This window comes from Bradyrhizobium sp. LTSPM299 (genome assembly GCF_000938235.1).
In the GTDB taxonomy this organism is placed as follows: domain Bacteria; phylum Pseudomonadota; class Alphaproteobacteria; order Rhizobiales; family Xanthobacteraceae; genus Bradyrhizobium.
Genome location: NZ_JYMU01000085.1, coordinates 199,532 through 215,561 on the forward strand (window position 1 = coordinate 199,532; position 16,030 = coordinate 215,561).

The 16,030-nt window shown below is 57.7% G+C and carries 15 protein-coding genes and 1 pseudogene; 2 read left to right on the forward strand and 14 right to left on the reverse strand.

Translation table 11 applies throughout. The features are described from left to right. Positions 1-552 precede the first annotated feature (552 nt). The gene (locus UP10_RS36685) at positions 553-1,572 is read left to right on the forward strand and encodes a hypothetical protein (RefSeq protein ID WP_044592016.1); all 1,020 of its coding nucleotides are present in this window, start codon (positions 553-555) and stop codon (positions 1,570-1,572) included. Between the two features lie 100 nt (positions 1,573-1,672). On the opposite strand, the gene UP10_RS43585 is transcribed toward UP10_RS36685, so the two are convergent. The 10 genes from UP10_RS43585 to UP10_RS36735 all read right to left on the reverse strand — a co-directional run bounded on the left by UP10_RS43585 (position 1,673) and on the right by UP10_RS36735 (position 11,853). Beyond that, positions 1,673-2,755: an oligopeptide/dipeptide ABC transporter ATP-binding protein gene (locus UP10_RS43585; RefSeq protein WP_082077457.1), complete on the reverse strand. Its 1,083-nt coding sequence runs from the start codon at positions 2,753-2,755 to the stop codon at positions 1,673-1,675. 218 nt (positions 2,756-2,973) lie between these two features. Further along, positions 2,974-4,104, reverse strand: coding sequence for an acyl-CoA dehydrogenase family protein (locus tag UP10_RS36695; RefSeq protein ID WP_245322134.1), 1,131 nt, complete (start codon positions 4,102-4,104; stop codon positions 2,974-2,976). Between the two features lie 125 nt (positions 4,105-4,229). Continuing rightward, positions 4,230-5,135, reverse strand: a complete 906-nt coding sequence (locus tag UP10_RS36700) for an NAD(P)H-dependent flavin oxidoreductase (RefSeq protein ID WP_156180633.1) — start codon at positions 5,133-5,135, stop codon at positions 4,230-4,232. 111 nt (positions 5,136-5,246) lie between these two features. Beyond that, positions 5,247-6,386, reverse strand: a complete 1,140-nt coding sequence (locus tag UP10_RS36705) for a thiolase family protein (RefSeq protein ID WP_044592020.1) — start codon at positions 6,384-6,386, stop codon at positions 5,247-5,249. Positions 6,387-6,389: 3 nt separating this feature from the next. After that, entirely contained in the window at positions 6,390-6,797 is a 408-nt protein-coding gene (locus tag UP10_RS36710) for a Zn-ribbon domain-containing OB-fold protein (protein ID WP_050043996.1), read from the reverse strand. Between the two features lie 68 nt (positions 6,798-6,865). Next, positions 6,866-7,645 carry an enoyl-CoA hydratase/isomerase family protein gene (locus UP10_RS36715; protein WP_044592021.1) on the reverse strand — a complete coding sequence of 260 codons (780 nt, stop codon included), beginning with the start codon at positions 7,643-7,645 and terminating at the stop codon, positions 6,866-6,868. A gap of 73 nt (positions 7,646-7,718) precedes the next feature. After that, entirely contained in the window at positions 7,719-8,510 is a 792-nt protein-coding gene (locus tag UP10_RS36720) for an SDR family NAD(P)-dependent oxidoreductase (RefSeq protein WP_044592022.1), read from the reverse strand. A gap of 92 nt (positions 8,511-8,602) precedes the next feature. Beyond that, positions 8,603-9,814 carry a CaiB/BaiF CoA transferase family protein gene (locus UP10_RS36725; RefSeq protein WP_044592023.1) on the reverse strand — a complete coding sequence of 404 codons (1,212 nt, stop codon included), beginning with the start codon at positions 9,812-9,814 and terminating at the stop codon, positions 8,603-8,605. A gap of 1 nt (position 9,815) precedes the next feature. Then, on the reverse strand, positions 9,816-11,027 hold the full coding sequence (locus UP10_RS36730) for a CoA transferase (RefSeq protein ID WP_197086996.1): 1,212 nt from the start codon (positions 11,025-11,027) through the stop codon (positions 9,816-9,818). A 139-nt stretch (positions 11,028-11,166) separates the two neighbouring features. After that, positions 11,167-11,853: an alpha/beta fold hydrolase gene (locus tag UP10_RS36735; RefSeq protein WP_044592025.1), complete on the reverse strand. Its 687-nt coding sequence runs from the start codon at positions 11,851-11,853 to the stop codon at positions 11,167-11,169. 164 nt (positions 11,854-12,017) lie between these two features. On the opposite strand from UP10_RS36735, the pseudogene UP10_RS46150 reads away from it, so the two are divergent. Then, positions 12,018-12,182, forward strand: a pseudogene (locus tag UP10_RS46150) (enoyl-CoA hydratase); the annotation flags it as partial. A gap of 84 nt (positions 12,183-12,266) precedes the next feature. Here UP10_RS46150 and UP10_RS36740 read toward each other — a convergent pair. From UP10_RS36740 to UP10_RS36755, 4 genes are read right to left on the reverse strand one after another with little or no spacing between them, the layout of a single operon-like run. Beyond that, positions 12,267-13,283 (reverse strand): ABC transporter ATP-binding protein, encoded by a 1,017-nt coding sequence (locus tag UP10_RS36740; protein ID WP_044592026.1) that lies wholly within the window; start codon positions 13,281-13,283, stop codon positions 12,267-12,269. After that, positions 13,273-14,262 carry an ABC transporter ATP-binding protein gene (locus tag UP10_RS36745; RefSeq protein WP_044592027.1) on the reverse strand — a complete coding sequence of 330 codons (990 nt, stop codon included), beginning with the start codon at positions 14,260-14,262 and terminating at the stop codon, positions 13,273-13,275. Before UP10_RS36745 ends, UP10_RS36740 begins: the two co-directional genes overlap by 11 nt. Next, positions 14,259-15,074 carry an ABC transporter permease gene (locus UP10_RS36750; protein ID WP_044592028.1) on the reverse strand — a complete coding sequence of 272 codons (816 nt, stop codon included), beginning with the start codon at positions 15,072-15,074 and terminating at the stop codon, positions 14,259-14,261. Before UP10_RS36750 ends, UP10_RS36745 begins: the two co-directional genes overlap by 4 nt. Further along, positions 15,071-16,030, reverse strand: coding sequence for an ABC transporter permease (locus tag UP10_RS36755; RefSeq protein WP_044592029.1), 960 nt, complete (start codon positions 16,028-16,030; stop codon positions 15,071-15,073). The genes UP10_RS36750 and UP10_RS36755 overlap by 4 nt, the downstream gene beginning before the upstream one ends.

Sequence of the window (16,030 nt, forward strand, 5' to 3'; positions counted from 1 at the left end):
GGCAACCCCGTTGACGAGAGCTGCACGGACCAACGGATGTCACAGCTCGACACGACATTCGCCTGAGGATGCCAATTGGAGGGTTGAGCGTCATCCAACACCTCTCGGCAGACCTGAGCGAATCAACCGAGGCACAGATCGACGGACCCAGCTTTTGGTTCAATCGAGCTTGGCGTGCTCGGAGGTCATCCGATTGCCCGATTATTCTCAGGCCGAGCCAATTGGTCGCACCCTGCCACACTTGAATTACTTGTTGTTTGAATAGCAAGTATCGTGACGGTCAGAAATTATGAGAAACAATCGTTGGCCCAGCCACCTTCAGAGCTCGTCGCAATCTGCGCCGCGCACCCGACGTGGCACTGAGGTCAGCCGACGGCACTCGACTGTAGCTGCGCCACGCCGGCGTAGACACCAAAGCCGCAGCGTTGAGGAAGGGCAGCGCCGGTAAACCAGAAGTCATCTTCTCGGGTTTTCAAATGCCGTGGTCGCACGACGCACGTCGCGCGAACACTGACGCCTATGATCAGACAAAAACTCTTACGGAGGAAACCAATGCTTCACTGTCAGCGACTCATCGCTGCGGCAACGCTGTCTCTTGCGATCGTTGCCCCGATCGATCTCACGAGAGCGGCAGACTTGCCCAGCAAGCACACCAAAGCCGTTTCGTTTCTCGATACGCCGTTCTTCTCCCTGATCGACAACCGCCTGACCTACGCCTACGAATTCAGCTCCATATCTCCCGGCAACGTCGCAACCGGGGGAAAGCAGATACTCGCCTTCACGCACTTCGACGCGTGGGCATACGGCACCAACGTCGTCAACATTCTAATGGGCAAAGCCAGCGCAAACGATCCGGCGGCCCCTTGCAAATTACCAGGGCAGGGCTGCGGCGGCTCGATGGAGTTCGGAGCAACGATCAAGAGTACATTGGGATTCAATCAGATCTTCAACACGTCCGCCTTCTCCATCGGACCGATGCGAAATGTCTCTCTCGCAGTCGGTGCCGGAGAAGGAATCAAAAATACAACATCCGGAATTGACCGAAAATATCTCACCGCCGGTCTGCAGTTCGCGTTTGATTTGCCCTACAAGGGATACTTCAACGTCACGCCGCAATTCTACAAGGGATGGCAGTACACCGGCTCATATACCTCGGCGGTACTCGGACCAGCCTATCCTGGCGCTCCTAACGGATGGCTGGATTACAACGGCACTTGGTCAATCGATATGAACTACTACATGGATCTTGGCTTTCTGCCCGAGACCATCCCACTTGCCGTCAGTGGCCGGTTTACTTGGATTGGACCGCTCGCAACGGGTCTAAGTCCCGGCGTTCTTCCAGCTTCCATCCTTGCTCCCACAAAAATCGAGCTCGTGAGTGAACCAATCCGTCTGACGCTTGACGCGAGTAAGGTTCTCTGGGGACCAAAGTACTCCCACTTCGCGGATATCTGGGTTGCTTACAAGTATCGTTTGAACACACTCGGACTGGACAATGAAAACAGTCCTGCATGCGCTCGAAACAGCTGCAGGATCTCGTCGTTGTATTCCGGTATCTCAATTAAGTTCTGACCTTACCGACAATCGCCGGATCGATGACCCCTCAAGCGGACTCAATTGGGTGCTTGGCCAGCAGTCAAGCACCCAAACCCGAGCCTGGTCCGGGAACGATCTATCGCGCGCTTGATAGGCTGACTTGCGAATGCTTTGAATCGGAGCCCACGTCACGATTTATTGGTCGATGGCCGAGACTCGGATTTCGGTCAGCGGGCAGTGGATGGTGGCAAGCCACGAATTGATCGACTGCACCCGGAACTCTTGAAATTTGTGGCTCATGCACTTCGCAAGTTGACGATGCAAGGGAACATCGCGTGTGGAACCGACATCCCTTTGGCACGTCGAGGGGAGATGGAGTTTCTCCCGTCGAAACCGCACGACTGCGCTTACGGGCATCCAATGTGGGAATGGAATCGAGCAACATCGCGGTATATGGATGGCGGGGCGAACAATAGAGATCGTCCGTCGCTCCGACCTCGCATATCTTGCCCAAGTACATCACAACAACCCGGTCGCTGATTCCCCGGACGACGCTGAGATCGTGCGAAATAAACAGCATGGTCAGATTGTAAGCAAGTTTCGAATCTTCGAGGAGGTTCAGCACCTGCGCCTGTACGGATACGTCCAGGGCCGAAACGGGTTCGTCGCAAATGAGAATCTCCGGCCGGAGAACAAGTGATCGGGCTAAGCTGACGCGCTGACATTGCCCCCCAGAAAGGTCGGATGGACGACGATTCCCGATGTGGTCGGGGTCGAGCCCGACGCTGAGCAAAGTCTCCGCCACGATCTTGCGGCGCTCGGAACGGGAGCCCCGCTTCGCGACGATCAGTGGCATTTCCACGATGTCGAGTATTTGATGGTGAGGATTTAGCGAGGACAGCGGATTCTGGAATACCATCTGCATCTTATGTCGGATGCGCCGCAGCCGATCCTTGGTTGCCAACAGAATGGGCTCCCCGTCAATCTCGATCTCAGCACGTTCAGGGCGCGGCAGAGCAAGAATCGCGCGGGCGAGCGTCGACTTTCCGCTGCCTGACTCTCCAACAACCCCCAACGTCTCACCCCTGACAATATCCAGAGTGACGTCTGACAACGCTTGGACACGACCTGCGCCACTTGTCCGATAAGTCTGGACGAGCCCGCGAGCCGACAGGTGCACGCCCTCTGTTCGTAAGTGTTCACTTCCACTACCGGCCATGCTGGCCCCCCGTCACAGGGTTCCAGCAGTCGAAAAAGTGTCCGGAGTCCCGTTGAGCTACTTCTGGATAAACTTCATTGCATCGCTGTAATCGATTCCTCTTCATGGTTGAACGGCCAGCGCGGTACCGACGAAGTCGGAGAGAAACGCGCCTCGATGCCGGTTAGCACGTCTGCATGAGCTGGTGACAGGAAGACCACAGAGCCGCTTCTCGCTCTTTAGTGGCCCAGCACACGTCTGGCGATCGACTGACGATGTACCTCGCTTGGGCCTTCATACATTCGCATTAGGCGCGCGCGCTGCCAAAGCGTGTTGAGGGGAAGCTCGGTCGTCATTCCAAGTGCACCTAGCGTCTGCATGGCATGATCGCAGGCGTCGTATGCAAGCTCTGTTGCGGATACTTTGATCATTGAGGCTTCGAGACGGACGTCCTCCCCCCGATCAACCTTCTCCGCCGCGTCCTGGACCATCAGGCGACACGCATGGATACGCGTTGCTATGTCTGCAATCCACCATTGGATAGCCTGACGATCGGCCAGTTTCACTCCAAAGGTTTCCCGCTGTTTGGCATGCTCGCACAACATATCGAGAGCACGGCGGGCCATCCCGATCGCGGTCGGCCCCATTTCCAGCCGGCGCGTCTGCAGACGAAGCTGCATGGGCGCGTAGCCTTGCCCGACTTGACCGAGGACAGAATCGGCAGGAATGCGGCAATTATCGAAGACAATCTCGTACGTCTTTCCGCCGCCAATCATGGGTATTTCGTGCTCGATGATAAATCCCGGACTACCCTGATCAACTATGAATGAGGTGATCCCACCACGACGCTGGCCATCGCCAACGCGAGCCATGACAATTATGAAGTCTGCGGTTTTGGCCGCACTGATCCATATTTTCCGGCCATTGATCACCCATTCGTTTCCTTCGAGCACCGCCTTCGTCTTCATGCCCGCCGGATCACCTCCGGCCCCAGGCTCGGAAATGCCGATGGCTGAAGTCATCCTTCCCTCGATATACGGCTTGAGATAGCGCTCCTTCTGCGCCTCGGTACCGACCGCCTGAAGCATGCGTAGATTCGGCGAGTCCGGCGGCGGCGTAAAGGATACGGCGCTTCGTCCCATTTCCTCGTTGACCGCCGCCATCGTGACCGCGGGAAGATCGTATCCGCCGAGTTCGACCGGAGCATCCAAACCCCATAGCCCAAGATCTTTTGATACTTTTCGCAGGTGTTCGGTCTGGGTTGCATTAAGTCCGCGGTGACCCTCGCCGGAAGCTTTTGCCTTCAGCACCTCGTTTTCGAGTGGAATGAGCTCTCGGTCCACAAACTTAGTGACCGTCGCTGCGATCATCGTAGATTGCTCATCCAGCATCACATGAACCTTTCGAACCGAGGTCACCTAAACGATCTGGTTTCGACCGCCTCAGTCGATGGACGGCCTTATCGACCAGGGGTGAGCGATCAGAATTAGGACGCTCACTTACCGTTGCGAGCGCCCACATACTCCTGCTCCAAGCGACCGACCAGCGTGGAAACATCCGTGATGCCGTCGACGGCCGAGACCGAATGGCCGGCGCTCCAGATATCGACCCAACGTTTGGGCCGCTCGCTGCGCACGTTTGCGCTCCCGCCGCCGAATTGTTCCTTGGCGCGTTCCGCGCTTACTTGCTCGTCGAGATTCTCGGGATCCAACCCCGCAGCGACGAGCGACGGGCGCAACATGTTAACCTGAAGACCTGGACCGGTCAGCGCCTTGGTCAACATCACGTCGTCTAAGGTAGAGGTCACGAGCATCGATTTGTACTTGTCGGAGGCCATACTCTCCGTGGTCGCGATAAAGCGGGTGCCCATGTATGCGAGATCGCAGCCCAGGACCTGGGCGGCGTGCAAAGATTGTCCATCAGATATGCCTCCCGCCAGCACAAGAGGACCATCAAAAATCCTCCGGACCGCCCGCACAAAGGCGAAAGGATTGGCCCAACCCGTATTCCCGCCTGCGCCGGCGGTCAGAAGGATGAGCCCGTCCGCGCCTGCTTGAATTGCCTTTTCCGCGTGTCGGATCGACGCGATATCGGCAAAAACCAGGCAACCTACGTCGTGAAGTGGTTTGACGACCGCTTCGGGAGAACCGACGCTGGTGATGACGACCTCCACCTTGTGCCGGACAAGGCACGCGAGGTCGTCCGCGAGACTGGCACGACGGATGATCAGATTTGGGCAAATCGGTGCACGGTGGCCGGGTGCCCGCGAAATCTCGGACGTCATCCTCGTCAGCCAGGCATCAAGCTCCTCTGGAGATTTGGCGTTGGCAGTCGGAAATGCGCCGATCACGCCTGCCCGGCACGCAGCTATCACCAGATCCGGACCGGAAACCCTCAACATGGGGGCCGAGATTATTGGCAGACGCAAGCGGCCTTTGAATTTTTCTGAAAGAGGGACACCCCTCGATACGTGTGGCATGCGTTCGTTATCTCTCACCTCGTCTTGTGAATGTTAGGGCTTGACCAGTATGTGTCCGTAGCAAACGGCACCCACGCCCACCATATGGGCTAAACCGACTCGGGCGCCCTTGTGTTGACGTACACCCGCTTCGCCCCGCAGTTGCAACGTAACCTCGCCCACTTGACCAATGCCGGTGGGGCCGATCGGGTGACCAAATGCAATCAGACCTCCGGAGGTGCTGATGGCGCAACGTCCTCCGATGTCGAACTCACCCTCTTTCAGCCTGGGAATGAACTGGCCTTCGGGGCAAACGCCGGTCGCCTCGGCGTAATGAAGCTCTTCGATCGTAAAGGCATCGTGGAGTTCGATAAGGTCAAGATCAGTCGGCGATAGACCAGCTTCGTCGAGGACTGCTGCCACCACCTCCTGAGTTAATTCCTTGTCGGCGCGCGCCGACCCTCCTCGTTCGCTGGCCGCGGCGGAAGCAGCAACACGAACCACGCGCGATGGATCAACCCCCAAGCGTTTGATCGCATCTTCGGAGGCCACAATCACCGCGGCCGCTCCTTCCCCAACGGGAGTACACTGGAGCGCGGTCAGAGTACCCGATACCCGCTTGCCGCCCAAAATCTCCTCAAGAGTCCTGACTTGTTGACGCTGCGCGTTGACGTTTGTTGCTCCATTTCGATGATTTTTGACGGCGACGAGGGCGATATCCTCGGGAGCAATGCCATTCTTGCGGGCATATTCATTGGTCAGGAGCGCGAAGCTTGTAAACGGCACGATTGCGCCATCTGCCAGGCCCTGCACGCCAGTGCTTGCCCGCTTTACCGGGGCGGATGGTTTGTCGACGCCGACGGCGAGCACAACATCGCTAATTCCCGCCCCCACTTCAATGCAAGCCTGCCTGAACGCCGCAGATCCCGACGCGGACGCGTTCTCAATATGAATGAGCGGTTTACCCAAAGCACCGAGATGACGCAGCATGGGACGGCCCACAGCCATCCCGAGCCGCGCTGTGGCGACGTAGCTGGATTCGACTTCGGACCATTCGATGGCGGCGTCGGCGAGCGCGTCTCTAATCGCCTTCAGTCCAAGTTCGACGTACGGCTTGTCACTGAGTGATTGATAGCGATGCCAACCGATGCCGATGACATATACGGGACGAAGATCAGACAGACGTTTTGCCATTTGTCACTCCTTAGGCGCGTTGCGAGCAAATCCGACGTCCAACCGGCTTTCGCTATCGCTGTAGTTAGAGGGAAACAGTCGTGCTGTGACGACATCGCCTGGCTCTGCAGAGACGTCCGGCGGGTCCGCCAAGAGCGCCCTGATCTGAGGTCCCTCCTCCAGCTCCACTATCGCGACAGCGAAGGGCGGCGGACGCTTGGGATCCGCGTGAATATGCACCACAGCTTTCGAAACGACCTGCCCCCGACCGGATAACGTCACCGGCATCAAATCATCCCCGTTGCGTCCGCACATCTCGCAACCGAATGTCTGCATCGGAAAGAAGACGTAACCGCAACGGCACTTGCCTCCCACCAGAGGCAGCACTGGTTTCGAAACCTCCTGCGCAACAACGGCAGCATCTGTTTTCATAATGAGCCTTTCCGCTTCCCATTCACGTCGTCGTTCACCGACGACCCGTCAATTGTCGTCAAAGAGCGTCAGTCAGGTTTCGAGAAAATGTTGGCATACGTTGCGCTCTTTTCCGACGCCTCCCGTCTCGCCTCCTGTATTTCCTCGGGAGAACCCATCCGGTTGATCAGCGACCGCTCCAACTCGAGCGCGCTCGCAAGGTCGATCTGTAGCGTTCTGTTCAGAATCTGCTTTGCCGTTCGCATCGCATACGGAGCACGCGAGGCGAGCACGTTGGCCAGTTCAATTACCTTCGGCAACAATTCGTCAGGCGGACACACCTCATCAACGAGACCGATGCGCTTTGCCTCTTCGGCATCGACCGGTTCTCCTACCATGATCAGGCGTTTCGCGTTCGACAGCCCGACCAGGCGTGGCGCCCGAGCCGTTCCCCCGCCGGCCGGCAGCGCGCCGAACCTGATCTCGGTAAGCCCGATTTTGGCGGTGGTCGACAGGAAGCGGAAGTCGCACGACAGGGCTATCTCACAGCCGCCACCCATGCAGGACCCATTGATGGCCGCTATCACGGGTTTAGGGACCCAGTCCAATCCCAACCCAGCGCCAGGGGGTGAAATGGAGCGCGGTGCACCAGGCTGCCGAGACGAGGAACGCAGGTCGGCGCCGCCGCAGAAGTGCTTTCCTGCACCTGTCACGATCAGGACGCGAACATCGCTATCGTTAGCGGCCCTAAGCGCCAATGATTGCAGGAGACTGATTAGCTCGTGATTGATCGTGTTTGCGCGATCCGGCCTGTTGAGGGTGAGAGTCGCAATTCGATCCTTCGTTTCGTAGAGAACTTCGTCCGTCATCGTCGTCTTCCTTTGGAATTCCGTGCAAAGCAGTCGCGTCGCGATTGTTCAACATGCGACCCGAGATTGCCTCCTAGAGCGCGAACGAAAAGCCGCCGTTTACCGGATAGGTTTGACCGGTTATCCAGGGACTGGCGTCCGACGCGATGAACAGGGCCATGTTCGCAACGTCGACCGGGTCTCCCCGACGCCGAATGATGTATTTTTCGAGAATCTTCTTATCGACATCTGCTTTTGGATTCACTCGGGCGTTGGTTTCCGTCGCCGTCGCTGCGATCGCAATAGAATTGGCCGTAATTTGATAACGCCCGAGGGTCCGAGCGACGCTGCGCATAAATCCCGCCGCACCGGCCTTTGCAGCGGCGTACGTCTCCATACCAGCGTCTCCCCACCGACCGGCATCAGAGATGATGGTGATGATGCGGCCTGCCGCGTTCCGCGCAATCATTCCGGGAATGACGGCCGAAGTACAGTTCATCACGCCGTACAGGTTGACGCCGATGGTCTTATTCCAGCTATCAGGTCCAACTTCCCAGAATGGCTGCCTTACCTCCGCGCGGGGGTGGATGCCCTGGTTCCCAGCGTTATTGACGAGCACGCCGATGGACCCGTATGCATCCGCAACTGTTTTCACCATGCCCTTCACCGCATCGAGATCGGTTACGTCGGCCTGCACGGCTATTGCCTTGCCGCCAAGCGCAGTGATTTCGTCGACGACGGATTGCGCCCGATCGAGATGGTAGTCGTTGACAGCAACGCATCCAGCATTGTGAGCAGCGAAGTGCAGCGCAATTCGCCGCCCAACGCCCTGACCCGCTCCCGTTATGAGCGCAACGCGTCCGGCTAGATCCAGAATTTCACTCACGCTTGATCCCTTCTTTTCTTCCTGTTGAATCTTTTCACGATATTCGCGATTCGATCATGCTTGCCAAAGTCAAATCCCTCACGGGAACGCGGCTATTCGACAATTCCAGCGCGCTCCAGACGAGTGATTTCGTCATCGGAAAGTCCACAGAGATCTCTCAGGATCTCTCCCGTGGAGTCACCGATTCTCGGCGCGGCTCTCGTTTCGACATGCGGCGTCAGAGACAAACGGAATTGAGGTCCGGTCGTCTCGGTCTCGCCGACTTCCGCATCCGAAATCTTCCGGTAATGATTGTGATGCCTCAGATCCGAATCGACGATGAGATCATGCGCCTGACACACCACGTGGGCGGGAACGCCGGCATTCTGTAAGAGAGTCTCTACGCTCTTTGCGTCTTGTGGCGTGGTCCAGGCCGTGAGTGCGGCTTCGATCGCTTCGCGTCCGCGAATGCGACCAACAATCGTGTCAAATCCAGGATCTGCCAGCGGTGATCCGATAACGCCCTTTAGCGAAATCCAATCCTGCTGATCAGATGCGTCGATCGCTATCCACCGATCCTCACCCTTGCATCGGAAGATGCCGCAAGGCGATCGCAACTTCGATCCAGCATAGCCCACGCGCGCGGGATTGGTTCCGTTGGCAGAGTGCTCCAGGAAGGCTGGAAGCAGGAACTGCAAGCCACACTCAGCCTGCGCAACGTCAATATAACAGCCCGCGTTCGTCAGCTTGCGTCGATGCAATGCCGCCAAGATTGAGGATACGACGAACCGTGGAGCAACCGAATCCGTCCACGGCCCGTGCGGCCCCGTCGGCTTCCTGTCCGGCCAACCCATTAAGGCGGTCGCCCCCGCAAACGCAGAGCCGGTGATTCCTGTTCCGCTGGTCCCGATGCCACGCGGTCCGCTCCGGCCAAGAATGCCCGTGGAAACCATGATCAGTTTCGGATTAACGGTCTTGAGGGTTTCGTAGGAATACCCCATCTCGTCAATAACACCCGGCGAGAAGCTTTCGATTAGGACGTCTGCCCATTCAACCAGCTTCAACACGATATCGCGGCCGGCGTCCTTCCGTATGTTCATTGCAACGCTGTGCTTGCCGGCGTTAATCATGTGATAGGATAGCGAGCGTTCCGGTCCCTGCTTTCCATCCTTGAACGGCCCCAGAGCGCGCAGCGGATCTCGCCGCTTTCTGCTTTCGAGCTTGACCGTGTACGCACCAAGGTCTGTCAGGTATCGGGCACTCATGGGCCCTACCATCAGCCATCCCATATCCAACACCTTGAGTCCTGATAGCGGAGCACTCATCTCAAATCACTCCGTGGACAAATAATGTCTGGATCTCTGTTGAGCTCAATCCGAGTTCCTCGCTCAATACTTCGTGCGAATGCTGCGAAAGCAATGGCGCCGGCCGCCGAAGCTCGATTGAATAATCAGAGAATTGAGCGAACCTGAGCGGGACGCGGACAAGGCGCCCGTCACCAGCTAGTTGCGTCTCTTCGAATAGCCCTCGCTCACGGAACTGGTCGGATACGTGAATGTCTTTCATCGTCGCAACCGGTGCCGCCATGAAGCCGCGTTCGTGAGCAATGATCGTGAGATCGGCCTTCGTTTTTGAAAGGCAGAGGGTCTTAATCGCCGCTACCAATTCAGACATTATGTTGGCCGGAGCCTGACCTGACGTCGTCAGATGCTCGAAATTTGCCCAGTCGATGTTTGCGAGTTCCCGCGGAAACACTCCCTCATCGGCTGCCCATTCGGCCGCGCCCTTAGTCAGATGAATCAGGGAACGATTCATCGAAATCGAAATGAGCATGAAGCCATCGGCGCATTCGTACATATTGGGTACGCGCACCATGTCGTCTGCACCACGTTTGCCGGGGGAATCGCCCGAGCCTCCGGCCACAGCTCGGGTCAGCGAGCTCAGAAGTGCCGCCATTCGAACACTCAGTTCGACGGTCTGCGAGATACCGACCCGATCGCGCGCCGCCAGTCCGGCGAGTGCCGCAACAGCGGCTTCGGCACCGGCTTCCATCATCGCTTGCGGAATGGGAAAGAATAACGGCTGCCTGTCAGCATCGCCCGCGAGGGACGGCGCTCCGCTGGCCGCCATATAGATTAGATCTGCAGCGCGATAAGTCGATTTGGGACCGCCCCTCGAGAACGGCGTAATCCTGCACCGAATCGGATCCTTCGTGACGCTGACATCAAGTTCATCGAAACCGCTGTCGTAACCCGCTTCGAGAACGATGTCGGCCTTGGCCGCTAGTTCGCCAAGAATCTTTTTTCCGTCTGGGCTTTTGATATCCAGGGTGATTGCGCGTTTATTCCGATTGAGCGCATGCCAAGTCAGGCTTCGATCAAGCCCGGGTACACCGTCCAGAAAGGGCTCAATCCGCCGACCGGCCGCGCCGTTCGGGGGTTCGATTACGATAACGTTGGCACCAAGGTCGCCGAGAATCTGCCCGCCCAACATTGTTTCTGGCGCTGAAATTTCAAGCACGCGGATATCGTTCAACATCCCACCATCCCTACCGCCGCTCCCGTCTTTTTTGTTCAACATTACCTGGCGCATAACCCATATATATTTGCTTGTTAGTTAGCAAGCATAATAACATGAAGATTTCCTCATCCCGCCCCACCGGGCCGCCGGCTCCACCCTATGCCGATGCAAATTGCCCCTTTAGTACGTCCACCAAGGCGTCCGGCGCGTCCAGCATCGGGTGATGTCCGGTCGGCAAAGCGAATGTCTGCCAAGCGGGATCCTGCGAAAGGGTTTCGTAGGGCTTCTGGAAATAGGACCGCTCGCGATTGCCCGCCACGATGTATGCCTTTTTGGCAACTCTCTCCCTAGCGCCACTCAGCGCAATCTTGTCGCTGACTGTGTTTGAGGGATGAGGCGTCATCAGGCGCGCAACTCGGGCGCATTCGTCTGCATCGGCGATTCCAAACGACTCGGCTGGAGGCGGAGGAATCGCGGCGTCTCGCGCCACGACACGCCCGCTTAGGTCACTGCATGACTGCCCATCCAACGGAAAGAACGCATCGATGAAAGCAATGCCCGCCAGCTTCCCTTCGAGTTGCTCCGCCGCACCGCTAATCACCATGCCGCCGTAGGAATGGCCACAAAGGACGATGCCGTCCATCTCCTCCCAACGAACAGTGCTCACGACGTCGGCGATATGAGTGTCTAGTCCAATGTCGGAGCCAAAAAGATGGCTACGATCAGCCAATCCGGTGAGCGTTGGGGCGAAGGCTCGGTGGCCACTGGACCTGAGGCGCTGCAACACGCCACTCCAACACCACGCCCCGTGCCAGCCTCCATGAACAAGCAAAAAGTCAGTCAAAGTCAGCTCCCCGGCAGATCGCCCGCCTCGTTTTTCCCAACTGCCACCTAAAAAGATTTGCTTGTCAACTAGTCAATAAATGAAATTGACGATATGGTTCATCGTAAGTCCGGACGGACGGAAAGCTCCGCGAGGAGACCCGCATTCAATCGATTGGAGCCCCCATGATTGACCAGCCACATGCTCTGGTCGGCACTTCAGAACGCGTGACTACAATCACGCTCAATCGGCCGGACCGAATGAACGCATGGACTCCCGCAATGGAGATGCAACTCCGTGAGGCCATCGAGGCCGCTGCGAGTGATGGCGATGTGCGCGCAATAGTGATTCCGCCTCCGAGTTAAACACCCTTCGGTGGCCGGACCTCCGGAACCTGCCTCGCACTCCTAATCCCGCGCCGCGGTGCCGCCGGGTTATGGGTACCTGTTGCCCGTAGCACCTGTAGCGGGCAGCGGATGATGGCAGGCCACGAAATGGTCAACGGTTCCCGAAACCTTTGAGATTTTCGGCTCCTGCACTTCGCAAATCGACGACGCTCGGGAACATCGGGTGTTGAATCGACAGCCCGGCGGCACATTGAGCGGAGACGGGGTCTCTCCTCGCGGAACCGACTGGCTGCGGGCGCGAGGGTCCATGGTAGGAACGGAATCGAGCAACATGGCGGTGTATGGATGACGAGCTGAAAAATAGACTTCGTCAGTCGCTCCGACTTCGCATATCTTTCCCAGATACATCACGACGACACGATCGCTGATTCCCCGCACCACGCTCAGATCGTGTGAGATGAACAGCATGGTCAAATTGTACGCCATCTTCGAATCTTCGAGAAGATTCAGAACCTGCGCCTGAACGGAGACGTCAAGCGCCGAAACAGGCTCGTCGCAAATGAGAATTTCCGGCCGGAGAACGAGCGATCTGGCCAGGCTGACGCGCTGGCATTGACCTCCGGAAAGTTCAGACGGGCGCCGGCTTCCGATTTGCTCGACGTCCAGCCCGACGCTGAGCAAGGTCCCTGCCACGATCTCGCGACGTTCAACGGCGGAGCCCCGGTTCGCGACTATTAACGGCATTTCCACGATATCGGAAATTCGATGACAGGGGTTCAGCGAGGACAGCGGATCCTGGAACACCATTTGCAACTTGTGTCGGATGCGCTGCAACCGTTGCCTGGTCGCCTTTAGGATCGGCTCCCCGTCAATTTCGACCTCGCCGCGCTCCGGGCGGGGAAGTGCAAGAATAGCACGCGCAAGAGTGGATTTTCCGCTGCCGGACTCGCCCACAACGCCCAGCGTTTCCCCCTTGACGATGTCCAGAGATACGTCCGACAGGGCTTGGACCCGACCTCCCCCGCTCGATCTGTAAGTCTGGACAAGTCCCCGAGCCGACAACAGCGCGGCAGAACGCAGATGATCGTCTCCGCTACCCGCCATGCTGAGCCTCCGTCACCGGATTCCAGCAATTGAAGAAATGCCCGGGCTCTCGTTGGACCGGCTCGGGGTATTCCGAGCAGCGATCCAGCCGATACTTGCAGCGTGGAGAAAAGGCACAACCTGGCGGCAAGAATGACAGGTTGGGAGGACGGCCACTCAGCACCGGCAACCGGGCGTGGCGGGCGACGTTCAGCTTCGGCACGGACTCGAGAAGCGCCTGCGTATATCGCATCTGCGGGTTCTCGAGAAGATCGGTGACACTCCCCTTCTCCACCATCCGACCCGCGTACATTACAGCCACGTCATCGCACATTTCGGCGATCACCCCGAAATTGTGTGTAATGAGCATTAGGGCCATGTCATGTTTTTGCTGCAGCGTGCGCAGCAAGTTCAAAATTTGCGCTTGAACAGTGACGTCCAAAGCCGTGGTCGGCTCATCGGCTATGAGCAGTCGCGGATTGCAAGCAAGTGCAATTGCAATAACAATCCGCTGCCGCATTCCGCCGGACATACGATGAGCGTACTCCGTTGCGCGTTGCCTGGGCGCCGGGATGCCTACCTCGGCGAGGAGCTCGACGGCCCGCTCCTTGGCAGCGTTTCTCGATAGATCGGTGTGATTGCGCAGGACCTGGACGATCTGCCGTCCGATCGACATGACCGGATTCAAGGATGTCATGGGATCCTGAAATATCATCGCTATGTCGCGACCGCGTACCGTTCGCATTTCCGATTCGGACAAATTCAACAGGTTACGTCCGTCAAACTTGACGGCGCCGCTGACCTCGGTCTGCACGCTCGATGACAGTAGGCCGATGATTGACCGAGCCATAACCGACTTTCCCGAACCGGACTCGCCTATCACGCCCAATGTACGTCCCGGAGAGAGTCCGAACGACACCCCGTCGACTGCACGCAGGTCGACACCTCTCAATTTGAAATAGGTTCGCAAATTCTCGACCACCAATAGCGGGGAACTCATCGAGACCTACCTCCACCCGCGAACTTCCGCTGCACGAATTCGCCAATGAAGTTGAGCGCAAATATCGTCGCGAACAGCGTCGCCGCGGGAAAAAATACGGCATGAGGGGCTTCCATAACGTTCGCCTGTTCCGAAGCCATCATGGCGCCGAGCGTGGACGCCGGCGGCGGCACGCTCAGGCCTAGATAGCTCAGTCCCGCCTCTGCCATGGCTCCGATCGCGACCAGGAGCAGTCCGTAGGCAAAAAACGCCGGCAGAAGGTTAGGCAGTATCTCCCGCACTATCAGGCGAAGATCGCTCATTCCCACAGCGCGAGCCGCGGTGACGAATTCTCGCTCAGCGAAAAGCAGGGTGTTCGCACGTGCGATCCTGATTACCGCGGGCGTGAACACGATACTGAGCGCCACAATTACCTTTGCGATCGGACTCCCTGGATGGGCGACCATCGCGATGATCAGGACTAGCGGTGGAAACGCCAGGACAATATTGGTCAGAGCAAGGATCGTAGCTTCAATCCACCCTCGAAAATAACCAGCTACGACTCCCAAGGTCCCGCCCACCAGGATGGCCAGCGTCACCGAGCCCACGCTAACTGTGAACGTAACGCGAAACCCGTACAGCGTCCTGGCGAATACGTCCCTGCCCAGTGAGTCCGTCCCAAACCAATTTTCCAAGCTGGGTTGCGCCAGCATTCTTAGTAGGCTCTGGCGCGAAGGGTCCTCGATCGGCAACCACGCCGCGGTCAAACTAGACATGAAGACGACCGCCAACCAAATTGCCGAGATCAATATCCCGGGGTTCAACCGCTTCATGACGGACCCCCCTCGCGCAGGAGGCGTGGATCGGCCAGCGCATACAGGAGGTCGGTGAGCAGATTGATTGCAACGAAAGCGGCCCCGACGAACAGGACAATTCCCTGGGTCATGAGATAGTCCTGCTGATAGACCGATTCGACCAGGAGCTGACCAATGCCCGGCAGCGCGAACATTTGTTCGATGATGACCGCACCGCCCATCAATCTTCCCATATTGATGCCGACCACGGTGATCAAGTTCAGTGATGAAGGCCTGAGAGCGTTTTCGAAAAGAATACGGGCGGTCGGCAGCCCCACTCCCCTCGCAAGTGAAATGTAGTTCTGTTGAAGGGTTCCGATCATTTCACTGCGCAGCAATCGCAGATAGACGGGGACTTCTATGAGGGCGAGAGATACCACGGGAAGCACCATGCCGCGTAGATTCTCGGCGACGCTTTCGTGCAATGAAACGAAGCCCGTCGCGGGAAGAACATGCAGATGAAGCGCGAAAACATAGATCAGAGAGAGCGCGATGACGAAGGCAGGCGTCGATAGCAGCGCCAGACAACCGACCAGTATCGAGCCATCGAACGCCGAGCCGCGCTTATGCGCGCTGAGGATCCCGAGCGGGATCGATAATCCCAGAGCAACGACCTGGGTGAGACCGATCAATTCTATTGTTACCGGCAGCCGAGACAGGATCACGTGTAGTGTCGCTTCACCCGAATGAACGGAGCGGCCGAAATTTCCCGACAGCACGTTGCCAAGCCAGTGGAAGTATTGAACGTAAAGCGGTTGATCAAGTCCGAGCTGGGTGCGAAGTGCCGCAACGCGCTCCGGCGTCGCAGAATCGGCTAAAATCAATACCGCAAGATCGCCTGGCAAGAGCGCAATCAGCAGGAACGCGACCAACGAAACGGCGAGAAGCGTCCCCACGACGCTGAGACCGTTGACGGCCCATCTGCGGATCAGCAT

Excerpts from the sequence above, each read along its gene's own strand:
- UP10_RS36730 (WP_197086996.1), bottom strand. The coding sequence starts at position 11,027 with ATGTTGAACGATATCCGCGTGCTTGAAATTTCAGCGCCAGAAACAATG.
- UP10_RS36715 (WP_044592021.1), bottom strand. The coding sequence starts at position 7,645 with ATGACGGACGAAGTTCTCTACGAAACGAAGGATCGAATTGCGACTCTC.
- UP10_RS36685 (WP_044592016.1), top strand. The coding sequence starts at position 553 with ATGCTTCACTGTCAGCGACTCATCGCTGCGGCAACGCTGTCTCTTGCG.
- UP10_RS36740 (WP_044592026.1), bottom strand. The coding sequence starts at position 13,283 with ATGGCGGGTAGCGGAGACGATCATCTGCGTTCTGCCGCGCTGTTGTCG.
- UP10_RS36700 (WP_156180633.1), bottom strand. The coding sequence starts at position 5,135 with ATGTTGAGGGTTTCCGGTCCGGATCTGGTGATAGCTGCGTGCCGGGCA.
- UP10_RS43585 (WP_082077457.1), bottom strand. The coding sequence starts at position 2,755 with ATGGCCGGTAGTGGAAGTGAACACTTACGAACAGAGGGCGTGCACCTG.
- UP10_RS36755 (WP_044592029.1), bottom strand. The coding sequence starts at position 16,030 with ATGCTGATCCGCAGATGGGCCGTCAACGGTCTCAGCGTCGTGGGGACG.
- UP10_RS36705 (WP_044592020.1), bottom strand. The coding sequence starts at position 6,386 with ATGGCAAAACGTCTGTCTGATCTTCGTCCCGTATATGTCATCGGCATC.
- UP10_RS36710 (WP_050043996.1), bottom strand. The coding sequence starts at position 6,797 with ATGAAAACAGATGCTGCCGTTGTTGCGCAGGAGGTTTCGAAACCAGTG.
- UP10_RS36745 (WP_044592027.1), bottom strand. The coding sequence starts at position 14,262 with ATGAGTTCCCCGCTATTGGTGGTCGAGAATTTGCGAACCTATTTCAAA.
- UP10_RS36750 (WP_044592028.1), bottom strand. The coding sequence starts at position 15,074 with ATGAAGCGGTTGAACCCCGGGATATTGATCTCGGCAATTTGGTTGGCG.
- UP10_RS36725 (WP_044592023.1), bottom strand. The coding sequence starts at position 9,814 with ATGAGTGCTCCGCTATCAGGACTCAAGGTGTTGGATATGGGATGGCTG.
- UP10_RS36695 (WP_245322134.1), bottom strand. The coding sequence starts at position 4,104 with ATGATCGCAGCGACGGTCACTAAGTTTGTGGACCGAGAGCTCATTCCA.